The sequence below is a fragment of the Methylobacterium cerastii genome (assembly GCF_022179125.1).
In the GTDB taxonomy this organism is placed as follows: Bacteria; Pseudomonadota; Alphaproteobacteria; order Rhizobiales; family Beijerinckiaceae; genus Methylobacterium; species Methylobacterium cerastii.
Genome location: NZ_BPQG01000046.1, coordinates 32,402 through 46,018, shown reverse-complemented (window position 1 = coordinate 46,018; position 13,617 = coordinate 32,402). Strand labels below are relative to the sequence as shown.

18 protein-coding genes and 1 pseudogene are annotated in these 13,617 nt (G+C 69.1%); 9 read left to right on the top strand and 10 right to left on the bottom strand.

Annotation, left to right across the window (positions count from 1 at the left end; genetic code table 11):
- Positions 1-22 precede the first annotated feature (22 nt).
- A complete protein-coding gene (locus MFF13_RS15045) occupies positions 23-388 on the top strand; it encodes a nuclear transport factor 2 family protein (RefSeq protein ID WP_147828622.1) in 366 nt (121 codons plus the stop codon).
- On the opposite strand, the gene MFF13_RS15040 is transcribed toward MFF13_RS15045, so the two are convergent.
- Entirely contained in the window at positions 385-1,395 is a 1,011-nt protein-coding gene (locus tag MFF13_RS15040; protein ID WP_147750946.1) for an NAD-dependent epimerase/dehydratase family protein, read from the bottom strand. The two genes, MFF13_RS15045 and MFF13_RS15040, sit on opposite strands and share 4 nt — an antisense overlap.
- A gap of 333 nt (positions 1,396-1,728) precedes the next feature.
- Between MFF13_RS15040 and MFF13_RS15035 the strand changes: the two genes are divergently transcribed.
- Positions 1,729-1,986 carry a hypothetical protein gene (locus MFF13_RS15035; RefSeq protein WP_147750947.1) on the top strand — a complete coding sequence of 86 codons (258 nt, stop codon included), beginning with the start codon at positions 1,729-1,731 and terminating at the stop codon, positions 1,984-1,986.
- Between the two features lie 83 nt (positions 1,987-2,069).
- Here MFF13_RS15035 and MFF13_RS15030 read toward each other — a convergent pair.
- Positions 2,070-2,249: pseudogene (locus MFF13_RS15030) on the bottom strand (SRPBCC domain-containing protein); the annotation flags it as partial.
- Between the two features lie 290 nt (positions 2,250-2,539).
- Between MFF13_RS15030 and MFF13_RS15025 the strand changes: the two are divergent.
- The 4 genes from MFF13_RS15025 to MFF13_RS15010 all read left to right on the top strand — a co-directional run bounded on the left by MFF13_RS15025 (position 2,540) and on the right by MFF13_RS15010 (position 4,203).
- Positions 2,540-2,824, top strand: a complete 285-nt coding sequence (locus tag MFF13_RS15025) for a hypothetical protein (protein ID WP_147750949.1) — start codon at positions 2,540-2,542, stop codon at positions 2,822-2,824.
- Positions 2,825-3,288: 464 nt separating this feature from the next.
- A complete protein-coding gene (locus tag MFF13_RS15020; RefSeq protein WP_147750950.1) occupies positions 3,289-3,474 on the top strand; it encodes a hypothetical protein in 186 nt (61 codons plus the stop codon).
- A 7-nt stretch (positions 3,475-3,481) separates the two neighbouring features.
- On the top strand, positions 3,482-3,769 hold the full coding sequence (locus MFF13_RS15015) for a hypothetical protein (RefSeq protein WP_373322549.1): 288 nt from the start codon (positions 3,482-3,484) through the stop codon (positions 3,767-3,769).
- 179 nt (positions 3,770-3,948) lie between these two features.
- Positions 3,949-4,203 carry a hypothetical protein gene (locus MFF13_RS15010; protein ID WP_238272454.1) on the top strand — a complete coding sequence of 85 codons (255 nt, stop codon included), beginning with the start codon at positions 3,949-3,951 and terminating at the stop codon, positions 4,201-4,203.
- Between the two features lie 114 nt (positions 4,204-4,317).
- On the opposite strand, the gene MFF13_RS15005 is transcribed toward MFF13_RS15010, so the two are convergent.
- The 3 genes from MFF13_RS15005 to MFF13_RS14995 are packed head-to-tail and all read right to left on the bottom strand — an operon-like array spanning position 4,318 to position 6,873.
- Entirely contained in the window at positions 4,318-5,094 is a 777-nt protein-coding gene (locus tag MFF13_RS15005) for an ABC transporter ATP-binding protein (RefSeq protein ID WP_147828619.1), read from the bottom strand.
- 4 nt (positions 5,095-5,098) lie between these two features.
- The gene (locus tag MFF13_RS15000; protein WP_147828643.1) at positions 5,099-5,851 is read right to left on the bottom strand and encodes an ABC transporter permease; all 753 of its coding nucleotides are present in this window, start codon (positions 5,849-5,851) and stop codon (positions 5,099-5,101) included.
- Positions 5,848-6,873: an ABC transporter substrate-binding protein gene (locus tag MFF13_RS14995; RefSeq protein ID WP_147828618.1), complete on the bottom strand. Its 1,026-nt coding sequence runs from the start codon at positions 6,871-6,873 to the stop codon at positions 5,848-5,850. The genes MFF13_RS15000 and MFF13_RS14995 overlap by 4 nt, the downstream gene beginning before the upstream one ends.
- 317 nt (positions 6,874-7,190) lie before the next feature.
- Here MFF13_RS14995 and MFF13_RS14990 point away from each other — a divergent pair, with 317 nt between their 5' ends.
- Both MFF13_RS14990 and MFF13_RS14985 read left to right on the top strand, forming a co-directional pair.
- On the top strand, positions 7,191-7,361 hold the full coding sequence (locus tag MFF13_RS14990) for a hypothetical protein (RefSeq protein ID WP_187273615.1): 171 nt from the start codon (positions 7,191-7,193) through the stop codon (positions 7,359-7,361).
- 92 nt (positions 7,362-7,453) lie between these two features.
- Positions 7,454-7,870, top strand: a complete 417-nt coding sequence (locus MFF13_RS14985) for a DUF3597 domain-containing protein (protein ID WP_147828617.1) — start codon at positions 7,454-7,456, stop codon at positions 7,868-7,870.
- Between the two features lie 66 nt (positions 7,871-7,936).
- Here the strand turns inward: MFF13_RS14985 and MFF13_RS14980 are convergent, their stop codons facing one another.
- The gene (locus MFF13_RS14980; RefSeq protein ID WP_147828642.1) at positions 7,937-9,037 is read right to left on the bottom strand and encodes a polyamine ABC transporter substrate-binding protein; all 1,101 of its coding nucleotides are present in this window, start codon (positions 9,035-9,037) and stop codon (positions 7,937-7,939) included.
- A gap of 17 nt (positions 9,038-9,054) precedes the next feature.
- On the bottom strand, positions 9,055-9,414 hold the full coding sequence (locus MFF13_RS14975; protein WP_147750955.1) for a RidA family protein: 360 nt from the start codon (positions 9,412-9,414) through the stop codon (positions 9,055-9,057).
- 225 nt (positions 9,415-9,639) lie between these two features.
- Between MFF13_RS14975 and MFF13_RS14970 the strand changes: the two genes are divergently transcribed.
- Positions 9,640-9,906, top strand: coding sequence for a GlsB/YeaQ/YmgE family stress response membrane protein (locus tag MFF13_RS14970; RefSeq protein ID WP_147750956.1), 267 nt, complete (start codon positions 9,640-9,642; stop codon positions 9,904-9,906).
- A gap of 79 nt (positions 9,907-9,985) precedes the next feature.
- Here MFF13_RS14970 and MFF13_RS14965 read toward each other — a convergent pair whose 3' ends face one another.
- The 3 genes from MFF13_RS14965 to rpsO all read right to left on the bottom strand — a co-directional run bounded on the left by MFF13_RS14965 (position 9,986) and on the right by rpsO (position 13,171).
- On the bottom strand, positions 9,986-10,207 hold the full coding sequence (locus tag MFF13_RS14965) for a YgaP-like transmembrane domain (RefSeq protein ID WP_147750957.1): 222 nt from the start codon (positions 10,205-10,207) through the stop codon (positions 9,986-9,988).
- Between the two features lie 162 nt (positions 10,208-10,369).
- Positions 10,370-12,589 carry a polyribonucleotide nucleotidyltransferase gene (gene pnp / locus MFF13_RS14960; protein ID WP_147750958.1) on the bottom strand — a complete coding sequence of 740 codons (2,220 nt, stop codon included), beginning with the start codon at positions 12,587-12,589 and terminating at the stop codon, positions 10,370-10,372.
- Between the two features lie 312 nt (positions 12,590-12,901).
- Positions 12,902-13,171: a 30S ribosomal protein S15 gene (rpsO, locus tag MFF13_RS14955; protein ID WP_147750959.1), complete on the bottom strand. Its 270-nt coding sequence runs from the start codon at positions 13,169-13,171 to the stop codon at positions 12,902-12,904.
- Between the last annotated feature and the right edge of the window lie 446 nt (positions 13,172-13,617).

Genomic DNA, 13,617 nt, shown 5'->3' with positions numbered 1-13,617 from the left:
GACCATCACGAAAGGAACCGCCATGTCGGACATGCACAGGGAAGGCGCCGAGGCGCCGGAGGCGCTGGCCCGCCTGTTCAACCAGCGCGCGAACGCCGGCGACGTGGAAGGCCTCGTCGCGCTCTACGAGTCGGAGGCGGTGCTGGCCGCCGGACGGGTCGTCGCCACCGGGCACGCCGAGATCCGCGCCTTCTACGCGGACCTGCTGGCCCGCCGTTCAGAGTTTCCGGCCGCCGAAATCCTGCCTCCCATACGCAACGGCTCGATCGCGATGACCTTCGCGCGGCTGCCCGACGGCACGCTCTCGGTCGAGACCGCCCGCGAGCAGGCGGACGGGACCTGGCGCTGGGTCATCGACCAGTTGAAGATCAAGCCGACTGAGAGTTAGGCGCGGTAGTAGTCGCGGTACCACCGCACGAACCGCTCGACGCCGGCCTCGATCGGCGTCGCGGGGGCAAAGCCGACGGCGGCGGAGAGGTCGTCCACGTCGGCATAGGTGGCCGGCACGTCGCCGGCCTGCATCGGCAGCATCCGGCGCACCGCCTTCACCCCGAGGCACGCCTCCAGCACGTCGATCAGGTGGAGAAGCTGCACCGGCCGGTTGTTGCCGACGTTGTAGATCCGGTAGGGCGCGAGGCTCGTGCCGGGATCGGGGCGTACGCCGTCCCAGGCGGGGTTCGGGGCGGCGATGCGCTCAGCCACCCGCACGACGCCGTCCACCACGTCGTCGACGTAGGTGAAGTCGCGCTGCATCAGCCCGTTGTTGAACACCGAGATCGGCTCGCCCGCCAGGATCGCCCGGGTGAACAGGAACAGGGCCATGTCGGGCCGGTACCAGGGTCCGTAGACCGTGAAGAAGCGCAGGCCCGTGGTCGGCAGCCGGTAGAGGTGGCTGTAGGAATGCGCGAACAGCTCGTTCGCCTTCTTGGTCGCCGCGTACAGGCTGACCGGATGGTCGACGTTGTCGTGGACCGAGAACGGCATCTTGGTGAGCGCGCCGTAGACCGAGCTCGACGAGGCGTAGACCAGGTGCTCGCAGCCGTGATGGCGGCAGCCTTCGAGGATGTTCAGGAACCCGTCGACGTTGCTGCGGGCGTAGGCGCGCGGGTTCTCCAGCGAGTAGCGCACGCCCGCCTGCGCCGCGAGGTGGACCACGCGCTTGAACCGGTGCTCGGAGAACAGCGCGTCGACGGCCGCGGCGTCGGCGATGTCGAGCCGCAGGAAGCGGAAGCCGGGACGGCCTTCGAGCCGGGCCAGCCGCGCCTGCTTGAGGCCGACGTCGTAGTAGGCGTTGAGGTCGTCGATGCCGACGACCGGGCGACCGGCCGCGAGGTAGCGCTCGGCCACGTGATACCCGATGAACCCGGCGGCCCCCGTGATCAGTACCGGATCCATCAGCGTCTCCCTCGCGCCCCGGCGTTCCGCAGCCCCATGTCCCTAGCCCATTTTGCCGGTGCGGTGGATGCGGGCGCGCAGCCGGGGCGGCCTGCTGCGCGGACGGGGGGGAAGACCTCGGCCGGCCCGTCGCCGCGGATGCTGACTACCGAGGCGGGGTACCGGGAGTGAGCGGAGTCCGCACGAACGCGGGTCGTTGCGCGCGGAATCCGTGCCTGAGGGGGAACCCCTGCGCGACGGCCGAAGTTCACCAGCGTACGCCGACGCCGCATCGGGCTGCGGCGCCGTTCGAGGCGGGTGTTCCGCCCCTACAGACGACCCAAGGACTTCCCCATGAAGAAAGTGTTCCTGATCGCCGCGTCGCTGACCCTCCTGTCCGCGACCGCCTTCGCCCAGGGGAACTCCCCCTACAACCGGTCCGGCCCCCAGGCCGGCGGCCCGCGCGCCGGCATGGAGCGCGCGATGGGTGCGCCGGGCGGCACGCCCGACATGGATCCGGCGATGCGCCCCGGCATGCGGCCAATGGGCCGGCCGATGATGCGTCACCAGCGGCGCCACCGCATGATGCATCACCGCCGTCACCGCATGTGATCGGCGTACGATCGGTTCGCCGGTCGAAAGGAGGGCCGCCTGCGAGGGCGGCCTTTTTTCGTTTTCGGTCTCGATGCGAGCCTTCAGGGGGTTTGGGCGAGCGCCGCGAACTGGTCGGCGCAGATGCCCCAGCCCTGGTGGAACCCCATCGCCTCGTGCGCCTCGCGGTCGGCCACGCTCCAGTGCCGGGCGACGGCGGTGTAGCGGCACCCGCCCGCTTCCGGCACGAAGGCGACGACCAGCGTCATGAACGGCTTGGCCGAGGTCGCGCTCGGAGACGGCGTCAGGGAAGCGTCGGCTCAGTCATGCGAATCTCAAGGTGTCACCGTGACGGGGGCTCCGACTGGTTTCAAACCGGACGGACGCAGCGGCGATCGAGGCGATCCAACCGCCGGCCTCGAGGGCGACCATTGCCCGCTGCCATCACGAAATCCGGAACCGGGAGCGACACCGCCGGCGGTTAACATGGCGGTAACCATGACCGCCGAGAACCCGTCGCGGAACGGCGGCGCCCTCCGCATGCGCCCCGGCAACTCTCCAAGGAGTGACGACCATGGCGCCCGGCTACGTGATCGCCGCCTGTTTCGAAGGCGCCGGGGCGATCGGGATCGTGGTGGCCCTGCGGCTGCTCCACGCCGAGCAGCGCGCCAAGGCCGCCGAACTCGCCCGCTTCCTGCGATCCGGACAGGTCCCGGATGCGCCGAAGGTGAAGGTCGTCGCCGAGGCCCGCCCCGCGCCGGAGATCCGCCTCGGTCCGACCGCGCGACCGATGAGCGCCATCGGTCCCTCCGACGCCCTGCTCGCCCTGCGCAGCGCCTACGGGGCCGCGGCGCGCTGATCGACCCAGCGCCGCGCGCTCAGCGCAGGAGCGCGTCGAGCCCGAAGCCGCCGAAGACCACGAAGGCGAGGCTCATCAGGAACTTGAGGTCGTCGAACGTCTCGGTCATGGCCGTCGCCTGATGGTGTCTCGGGAAGGGGCCGGACGTCGCCCGGTCGCCCCACCATCCGTCGTCCGGCGCATTCGAGCGAATCGTTTCAGGCTTTCTTAACCGGCCCTCCCGGATTTCCCGGAAACGCGCTTCACGCTTCGTTAAGACCGCACGCGAAGCTCGCGCCGGCGGTAACCATGACCTCGGCGCCGCCGCGGATCGGAACCCGGGCGCGCCCTGACCGTTGTGCGGGCGGAACAGGACCCGTCGTCGGGCTAACCTGGCGACCGCCCGGCCCGCGCCCTTTCCGGCGAACGGGCCTTTTGCCTGGACGACCCGTCGCCCGGCGGCCCGTCCGATCGGAGCCCCCGTAATGCGCAACCTTCTCCTCACCCTCATCGTGCTCGCCGGCGGCTTCGTTCTCGTCGCGATGTACGTCGCGCCGACCCAGCCCGGCCTGCGCGCCTGGTACCGCGACAACGCCTGCGTACACCTCGACAAGGTCAGCCCGCAGATCTGCGCGCCGCTCCGCCAGGCCGAGGGCACCGACAAGGTCTGAGCGGGCCGTGTCGGCCCTGCGCCGCGCCGTGGACTGGACGTTCCGCGACCGGCGAACCGGCGCGTTCGTGATTGGACAATGGCCCAATCTCCCGCTCTGGTTGTTTTTTGGGTTCTCGATCGTGCGCTGGGTCCTCGTTCCGCAAGGTCGGCCGGACTTCTGGTTGCGGATCGGGGCGGGCGCGGCGCTCGGGTGGTGGGCCGCCGACGAAGTTCTGCGCGGGGTGAACCCCTGGCGGCGCATCCTCGGAGCGGTCGCTTTGGTCTGGTTGGCGGTGTCGGCGACGCTGGCGTGATGGCGTCGCGCCGCGTGGGACGTCGAGGTGCCTGGGATCACCGATCGTATTTTCTACGCATGGTTGAAACTAGTCGTTGCGCATGCAACGATTTGCGTAAATACCGATTTGACCAACCGGTTCGCTCGCATACACGTGCCGGGCCGACCGCAGGCAGGTAGACTGGACGGCACGAACCGATGACGGACCCGGCAACCTCGCGTCTGATGCTGGATGGCTCGCGTTCGGCGGCCAGCCAGCAGATCCTGGGCAAGATCGCTGCCGTGCTCGCGATCCCGGTCTCGGACTTCTACCGGCACGAGCCACCGGTCTCGGACGCACTGACTCCCAATGCGGCCGAATGCGACGCGATGCTGGCGGCGTTCCTGCGGGTCGGGGACCCGGAGGTACGAGCCCGCATCGTCGAGATGATGCGGGCCTATTCGGACAACTGATACCAAATCTCATGGGTCATAACCCATGAGGTGCGGCGGTCGACCACCGCCTCGCAGTCGCGGGGGTCGAACCTCGCTGAGCCGGGCTCACCGAGGTTGGTTCTGACGCTTCCGTCAGAGTTCCGCCGAGTCGCGGGACAGCTCGCCGCGCAGGCGCCGGGCCGCCTCCAGCAGCGCGCCGTCGCGCCGCCGCCGCGGACGCGGCAGGTCGATGCGCACCTCCGCCGCCACGCGGCCGGGCTTGCCGGCGAGCACAACCACCCGGTCGGCCAGGGTCACCGCCTCGTCGATGTCGTGGGTCACGAACAGCACCGTCTTGCCGGTGGCGGCCTGGATGCGCTGCACCTCGTCCTGCAGGCCTTCGCGGGTGAAGCTGTCGAGCGCCGAGAACGGCTCGTCCATCAGCAGAACGTCGGGGTCGACCGCGAGGGCGCGGGCGATGGCGACGCGCTGGCGCTGCCCGCCCGAGAGCTGGTGCGGCCAGCGCTGAGCGAGGTCGCCGAGCCCGACGAGGGCCAGCATCTCGCCGGCCTTGGCGCGACGCTCGGCACGCGACAGGCCGCTGTTCTCGAGGCCGAACGCCACGTTGTCGATGACGGGCCGCCACGGCAGCAGGCGCGCATCCTGGAACACCAGGGCCATCGGGGTGCGGCACCCGGGGCGCGTCGCAAGGTCGACGGTGCCGGAACTCGGCGCGGCGAGCCCGATCAGCACCCGCAGGAGCGTCGACTTGCCGACGCCGGATTCGCCGACGATCACCAGGAACTCGCCGCGCGCGACCGTGAGGTCGAGGTTCGACAGGATGACGTTGCGCGTGCCCGCGCGCTCGTAGGCGAGGCTGAGGCCACGGAAGGCGACGATCGGGGCGTGCGGGGCGGTGTCGGCTGTCATGCGCTCAGGCCCGCCAACGCAGGAGCCAGCCCTGCAGGGCGACGAAGGCGGAATCGAACAGCCCGTAGAGCCCGGCCATGGTCAGCATGTAGACCACCACAATGTCGGTCGAGAGCAGGCTCGAGGCCTGCATCATCCGCTGCCCGACGCCGGGCACGCCGAAGATCTCGGCCGCGACCACCGCCATCCAGGCCTGGCCCAGGGCCGTGCGCAGGCCGACGAGGATGCCCGGCGTCGCCGCGGGCAGCAGAATCTTGGTCAGCCGAGCGGGGGCCGAGCGGAAGCCGAAGGCCTGCGCCACCTCGATCAGGTCGCGGTCGACGCCGCGCACGGCGCCCTGCGTCGCGAAGAACACGATCCAGAACACTCCGATGGCGATGATGAACACGGCGGCCGAGGGCTCGACCCCGAACCAGATGATGGCGAAGGGCACCCAGGCGAGGCCGGGGATTGGCCGGAGCAGGCGCACCACCCAGGCGGTCGCCGACTCGAAGGTCCGCGACATGCCGCCGACGAGCCCCAGGGCGATCCCGGCGCCGGCGCCGACCGCGAGCCCCACGAGGTAGTGGCTGAGGCTCGACGCCACCGCCTCGAACCAGACGCCGAGCTCGATCTCGCGCAGGAACGCGGCCGGGATCGTGGTCGGCGGCGGCAAGAAGGCCGGATTGATCAGCCCGAGCCGCGGCGCGGCCTCCCAGACGAGCAGGAAGGCGGCGAGCCCCGCGGCCGACAGCAGGATCGAGCGGAGGAAGGTCAGCGCGCGACCGCCTTCTCGTAGAAGCCCGGCACGAACAGGCCGTCCATCGGCACGTCCTTGTCGAGGGTGCCGATGCTCACCTGGTAGGCCTGCATCTTCTTCGTGGCCTCGATGATCACGCGCGGGTCGGCGGTGAACTTCGCCGCCGGCGAGGAGAGCGCCTTCCGGATGGTGGCGAGGTCGGTAATGCCCTTGCCGAGCGCCTTCTCGACCGGCGGCGCGGCGCGCGCCGGATCGGTCTTGAGCAGGTCGGTCGCCTTCACCAGCGCATCCACGAGCCCTTGCACGGCGGCCGGGTTGCGGTCGGCGAAGGCGCCGGAGACGGCGACGACGGTGCCGGGCTGATCGGGGAACATCTCGGCACCGGTGGCGATCAGCGTGATCGCCGGGTTGCGCTGTTGGACGATCGTTAGCGCCGGCTCGCGGATCGAGGCGCCGTCCACCGCGCCGGCGAGCAGCGCCTGCTGCGTCGCGTCGATGCCCATGGCGACGACGTCGGCGTTCGCCTTGTCGGTCTTGGCCACCTGCCAGAGCCAGTGCTGCAGCGTCGTGTTCGGCACCGAGCCCGGCGGCTGGGTCGCGAGGCGGGCGGCGCGGCCCTCCTTCTCGCGGTAGCGGCGGAACGCCTCCGCCTTGTCGGCGGTGGCCGCGAAGTAGGGTGCGAGCTTGGGGCCGGCGACGAACACCATCTCCTCGACCGCGGTCGCGGCGACCACGCGCACGTCGATGTTCTTGGTGCGCGCCACGGCCAGCGGCGCGATGCCGGCGACGTAGACGTCGATGGTGCCCGACGCCAGCGCCTGAATCATGTTCGGGCCGGACTCGAAGGTGGTGAAGCCGGGCTTGAGCCCGGCGGCCTCGAGCCAGCCTTCGCCGTTGGCGACGAAGATCGGCGCCGCACCGATCACCGGGATCACGCCGATGCGGACGGGGACCAACGCGGTCTGCGCCGGGGCGGCGCCCGCGCCGAGGGCGAACAGGGCCGCGGCGAGGATCGTACGGCGGAGGGGGAGGTAGCGCATGAGCTCTCAGGGTCCGGGCTCGGGGACCGACGGGTTCGGCGTTCGCCGCTCCCATGCCACAGGCCGGCGAAAGGTCAAATCGCATGTCTCATGCGCAGGCCTTGCGGCGTCCACCGTCCCAAGATGATCGATGTAACCACATGGTCACGACCATACGTCGGAACGTCATGACGCTTGAACCGTCAATTCAACCGTCAGGTGCAAGAGTCGCTACGCGTACTCATCAAAATCAAGTGAGGCCGATATTTATGGATCTGCAAGCCGTTGCGATCCGGATTCTGGTAATCTAACTGCTTTGCCGACGTAACAAATCCAACTTGGCGATGCTCGTCGCGATGCTGTGCTTCACCTGCCTGACCTGTGGCGTCGGCCTCGCCGCATTGTCGAAGCGCGACGCCGAACGTGCACCGATGCTGGAACGCTGGAGCGGGATCTGCCTGCTCGTCGGCCTTGTGCTGCTCGGCGTCGGCCTGCCGTTCTTTCGCTGAGGACGCAACACAACCGGAACAGGCCGGTCCCGCCCCCGTTGTCCCGCGACTGCGGCACGTCTTCCGCGGCATCGATCGAGGGAATCCATCTCATGAGCCTACTCGGCAGCATCGTCAGCAAGATCCTGCATCCGTTCGGGGGGGCCTCGTCCTCGGCCGCGCCCTCGACCACGGATGCCGGCGGCTCCAGCAGCCCGGCCTCGACCTCCACCACGGCCGACGCGTCGCCGTCGGCCTCCACCTCGGGCGGCCAGGTCGACGTCGAAGCCGTGCTCAACGGCATGGCCGAGAAGAACTCCCAGACGCTGAACTGGCGCACTTCGATCGTGGACCTGATGAAGCTCCTCGATCTCGATTCGAACCTGACCGCCCGCAAGCAGCTCGCCGACGAGCTGCACTACACCGGCGACAAGGACGATTCGGCGACCATGAACGTCTGGCTGCACAAGCAGGTGATCAAGAAGCTCGAAGAGAACGGCGGCAAGGTGCCGGCCGACCTCAAGGACTGATCGCATCCTCGGACCAGAAGCGAAGCCCGGCCGTCGCGCCGGGCTTTTTCATGCCCGGCGCACGCATCATTTGCCCGTGCGCACCCGCGTCCAGGCTCGCGTGACGAAACGCTGGGTGCGGTCGTCCCAGGCGGTGTTGACCGAGAGGCGCTGCATCGTCGCCTCGTCGGGGTAGATGCCGGGATTGGAGAGGATCTCGGGCTTCACGAACGCCTTCGCGGGCAGGTTGCCGCTGGCGTAGGAGACGAAGTTGGTGTTGGCCGCCGCCACCTCTGGCCGCAGCATATAGTCGATGAAGCTCAGCGCCTCGGCAGGGTGGGCGGCGTCCTTCGGAATCGCGAAGGCGTCGAACCACATCAGCGTGCCTTCCTTCGGGATGAGGTAGGCGATCTCGACGCCGTTCTTGGCCTCGTCGGCCCGCTTCTTCGCCTGCAGCACGTCGCCGGAATAGCCGACCGCGACGCAGAGGTCGCCGTTGGCGAGCGACTGGATGTACTCCGACGAGTGGAACTTCCGCACCGTGCCGCGCACCTTGAACAGCGCGTCGGTGACCTGGGTGATGTCGTCCCAGCGCTTCGAATCGCTCTTCAGGCCGAAGGTCGGCAGCATGCTCGGGATCAGGTCCTCGGGGCTGTCGAGCATCATGATCCCGCAATCCTTCAGCTTGTTCGCCGAGGCCGGGTTGAGGACGAGGTTCCAGCTGTTGAGGGCGGCGTTCGTGCCCAGGCGCTCGCGCACCAGCCCGAGGTTGAGCCCGAGCCCGGTGGTGCCCCACATGTAGTCGACGGCGTAGGCGTTGCCGGGATCGTAGGCAGCCAGCCGCCCGGCGATCTCCGGCCAGGCGTTTCCGAGGTTCTTGAGCTTGGCCTTGTCGAGGGGCAGGAACGCGCCGGCCTTGATCAGCCGCTGCAGGAACGGCCCCGAGGGCACGACCACGTCGTAGCCCGACTTGCCGGCGAGCAGCTTCGTCTCGAGGATCTCGTTGTTGTCGTAGGTGTCGTAGACGACCTTGATCCCGGTCTCGCGGGTGAAGGCCTCGAGCACCTTCGGGTCGACGTAGTCCGACCAGTTGTAGATGTTGACGACCCGCTCGGGGCCGGCCGCCAGCGCCGGACCGCCCGCGAGCATCAATCCCGCGAGCAGGATCGCGCGGGCGCACCGGACCATCCGCATCGCGGCGCCCTTCACTTGCCCGAGCGGGCGGCGACGACGACGATCTCGACGAGGTATTCCGGTCCGGCGAGCTTGGCCTCGACGGTCGCGCGGCCGGGCGGGTTTTCCTTCGACACCCAGGCGTCCCAGGCCGCGTTCATCTCGGCGAAGGTCCCGATGTCGGCCAGGTAGATCGTCGCCATCAGGATGCGCTCCTTGTCGCTGCCGGCATCTGACAGCAACCGGTCGATCTGTCCCAGAATCTGCTGCGTCTGCGCGGTGACGCCGGTGCCGACCGTGTCGGCCGCGACCTGGCCCGCGAGGTACACCGTGTCGCCGTAGGCGACGCCCTGCGCCATCCGTGCGCCCGGCTCGAAGCGTTCGATCGTCATGCCCTGTCCTCAGCTGCGGTTCGGACCGCTTCTGCCGCCCGGCGCCAGCCAGGTAAAGGGGCGCCGCGCCGGCGATCGAGCCAGAGAAGGCATGGAAAAAGGTCCGATCGCGGCCAATCCGTCGCAACCCACGAAGCCGACCGTGCGTTTCACGTCCGTTCTAGCGTCGCGTCATCGGATAAGCGGCGTCACATCGTCAGGCGTCACGTCGCCAAGGGGTTCGTCATGGGTATTCTCTGGACCATCATCATCGGTTTTCTCGCCGGTGTCGTCGCCAAGTTCATCATGCCCGGTTCGAACGAGCCCGCGGGCTTCATTCTGACCACCATCCTCGGCATCGTCGGCGCCTTCGTCGCGACCTTCCTCGGTCAGGCGCTCGGCTGGTACGGCCCGAACCAGGGCGCAGGCTTCATCGGCGCGGTCGTCGGCGCGATCGTCGTGCTCGCCATCTACGGCTTCGTCGCCAGCCGCGGCCGCACCACGACGCTCTGAGGTCCAGTTCACTTAGACGACCGACCAAAAAAAGGGGGCGCCGCGAGGCGCCCCCTTTTTCGTCTCGCTTCGTCGAAGCTCAGAGCCGGTCGGAGACCGCCTTCATCGCGCAATGGCCGGTGGCGCCGCGCAGCGCCAGGCCGACGCCGACGACGAGGGCGGCGAGGCTCAGCCACTTGTTCGGGCGCGGCTGCGCGGCGGCCGCCGCGATGCCGAGGCCGAGCGCCACCGAGACCGCGCGCTCCGTGGTGCTGAGGTTCGGCTCGCCGCTGAAGATGTCGTGGATCATGTCGTTGGCCATGGAATCGACTGCACTCCTGTTGGGGTTCGCGGATCGAACGCCTTGCGAACGCCGCCGTTCCTCAAGCCGTGTCGTTTGCCGCCGCGCCGGAACCGCCACGAAAAAGGCGCGGCCCCCTAGGGGACCGCGCCGTCGTCTCCGCCAGGACTCGAGTCCAGACGATCAGTCGTTGGCGTTGCGACGCTCGCCGCGGCTGCTGCGCTCGCTCCGCTCGCGCGGGGCCCGCTCCTCGCGCTCGGGCTCGCCGCGCTCGGCGCGCTCGGCCTTGAGCTTCTCGGTGAGGTCCTCGCCGGTCTCCTGGTCGACGACCTTCATCGAGAGGCGGATCTTGCCGCGGTCGTCCTGGCCGAGGAACTTGACCTTGACCTTCTGGCCCTCGGAGACGACGTCCGTCACCTTGGCGACCCGCTGGGCGGCGAGCTCCGAGATGTGGACGAGGCCGTCCTTGGCGCCGAAGAAGTTCACGAAGGCGCCGAACTCCATCGTCTTCACGACGGTGCCCTCGTAGATCATGCCCGGCTCGGCTTCCGCCACGATCGAGCGGATCCAGTTGTAGGCCGCCTTGATCGCCTTGCCGTCGGCCGACGCGATCTTCACCGTGCCGGAATCGTCGATGTTGATCTTGGCGCCGGTCTTCTCGACGATCTCGCGGATCACCTTGCCGCCGGTGCCGATCACTTCCCGGATCTTGTCGGTGGGGATCTGCATGGTCTCGATGCGCGGCGCGTACTCGCCGAGCTCGGGGCGGGCGGCGGTCAGCGCCTTGGCCATCTCCACGAGGATGTGGGCGCGGCCGTCGCGGGCCTGGTCGAGGGCGACCCGCATGATCTCCTCGGTGATGCCGGCGATCTTGATGTCCATCTGGAGCGAGGTGATGCCCTCGTCCGTGCCGGCCACCTTGAAGTCCATGTCGCCGAGGTGGTCCTCGTCGCCGAGGATGTCGGAGAGCACCGCGTAGCGCTCGCCCTCGAGGATGAGGCCCATGGCGATGCCGGCGACGGGACGGCGCAGCGGAACGCCCGCATCCATCAGCGACAGCGAGCCGCCGCAGACCGAGGCCATCGAGGACGAGCCGTTCGACTCGGTGATCTCGGACACGACGCGGATCGTATACGGGAACTCGTGGGCCGGCGGCAGCACCGGGTGGATCGCGCGCCAGGCGAGCTTGCCGTGGCCGATCTCGCGGCGGCCGGGCGAACCCATGCGGCCGGTCTCACCCACCGAGTAGGGGGGGAAGTTGTAGTGCAGCAGGAAGGTCTCCTTGTAGGTCCCCTGCAGCGCGTCGATGTACTGCTCGTCCTCGCCGGTGCCGAGCGTCGCGACGACCAGCGCCTGCGTCTCGCCGCGGGTGAACAGCGACGAGCCGTGGGCGCGGGGCAGCACGCCGACCTGACTCTCGATCGGGCGGACGGTCTTCACGTCGCGGCCGTCGATGCGCGAGCCGGTGTCGAGGATGTTCCAGCGGACCACCTTCGACTGCGCCTCCTTGAAGGCGGCCTTGACCTTCTCGGGGGCGAACTTCTGCTCGCCCTCAGCCGGGCAGAGCGCGGCGACCACCTTCGCCTTCACGGCGTCGACGGCCTTGTAGCGCTCCTGCTTGACGGTGATCTTGTAGGCGTCGCGCAGCTCCGACTCGCAGACGCCGAGCACGGCGGCCTCGACGTCGGCGTTCTCCGGCGGGGAGAAGGCGCGCGGCTCCTTGGCGGCCTTCTCGGCCAGGCGGACGATCGCCTCGATCACCGGCTGGAAGTGCTTGTGGCCGAACATCACGGCGCCGAGCATGATCTCCTCGGAGAGCTCCTTCGCCTCGGACTCGACCATCAGCACCGCGTCGGTGGTGCCGGCGACGACGAGGTCGAGCACCGCGCCGTCCATCTCCGGGACCGGCGGGTTCAGCACGTACTGGCCGTTGGCGTAGCCGACGCGGGCGGCGCCGATCGGGCCCATGAACGGCACGCCCGACAGGGTCAGCGCCGCGGAGGCCGCGACCATCGCCAGGATGTCGGGATCGTTCTCGAGGTCGTGGGTGAGCACGGTCACGACGACCTGGGTGTCGTTGCGCCAGCCGTCGATGAAGAGCGGGCGGATCGGGCGGTCGATCAGGCGGGAGACCAGGGTCTCCTTCTCGGACGGGCGGCCCTCGCGCTTGAAGTAGCCGCCGGGGATGCGGCCGGCGGCGTAGGCGCGCTCCTGATAGTTCACGGTGAGCGGCAGGAAGTCGATCCCGACCTTCGGCTCCTTGGAGGAGACGACGGTGGCGAGCACCGAGGTGTCGCCGTAGGTGGCCATCACCGAGCCGTCGGCCTGGCGCGCGACCTTGCCGGTCTCCAGCACGAGGCGGCGATCGCCCCACATCAGCTCTTCACGTTGTACGTCGAACATTCTGTTTTCCTTGCCATCGTGCGGCGGGCGAACCCGGCGCGGCCAGGGGCAAGACGGCGGGACACTCCGGCGGCGGAGTGCCCTGCGATCCTGTCCCTGGTGTTCGCGCCTCGAAGTCGCCCGTTGCTCGGAGGGCCGGACCCGTTCCGGCCACCCGAGGTACGGGAGCGTCCTCCGCGATCCTCGGATCGCGAAAGACACCCCATCTCGGTGTGTCGTCGCATTTTCTTCACGCGAGCCGGTGTCCGCCTCGCTCGAAAATGCTTTCCATGAAAAACGGTCCCGAGCCGGGCTCGGAACCGCGTGCAGTGCTTAGCGGCGGATGCCGAGGCGCTCGATGAGGCCGCGGTAGCGGGCCTCGTCCCGACGCTTCACGTAGTCGAGCAGCGAGCGGCGCTGCGAGACCATCTTCAGGAGGCCGCGGCGGGAATGGTTGTCCTTGCCGTGGGTCTTGAAGTGGGCGGTCAGGTTGGTGATCCGCTCGGTGAGGATCGCCACCTGGACCTCCGGCGAGCCGGTGTCCTTGGCGACGGTCGCGTATTCCTTGATGAGCGCGGTCTTGCGCTCTGCCGAGATCGACATCGCAGTGCCTTTCAGGTGAGGTGTTCGGAGGTGCCGTGCGGTCGCCCCTCCGAAACGGGAGGGCTGCGCGTCGGCAGGCTCGGGTCGTGCTCGGATCTTGGCCGATGCCGGGATGTCGTCCAGCAGGGTCGTTGGCCCAAGCGGTTTCGGCCCCGCCCGTCGCCGGGCCGAGGCCGCGCGGACCATACACGAAACCCTCGCCGACGCCAGCCCGGCGCGGGCACGCGGTCGACCGCTCGAAAGCGCTTGCCTTATTCTCCTTCGGCTTCAGTCGCCGGCGCCCGCCTCCGCGGGCTTAGGCTTTCGCTCCGCGGGGCGCTCTTCGCGCCCGGAGCCGCAGGCCCAGGCCGGATATAACGGCGCGCGGATGCATCCCAGCCATCCCCATGCGTCGTTGCTTCGCGGCATTGCGGCTCCTAACGCTGCCGCAACGCGGCGCGACGCGC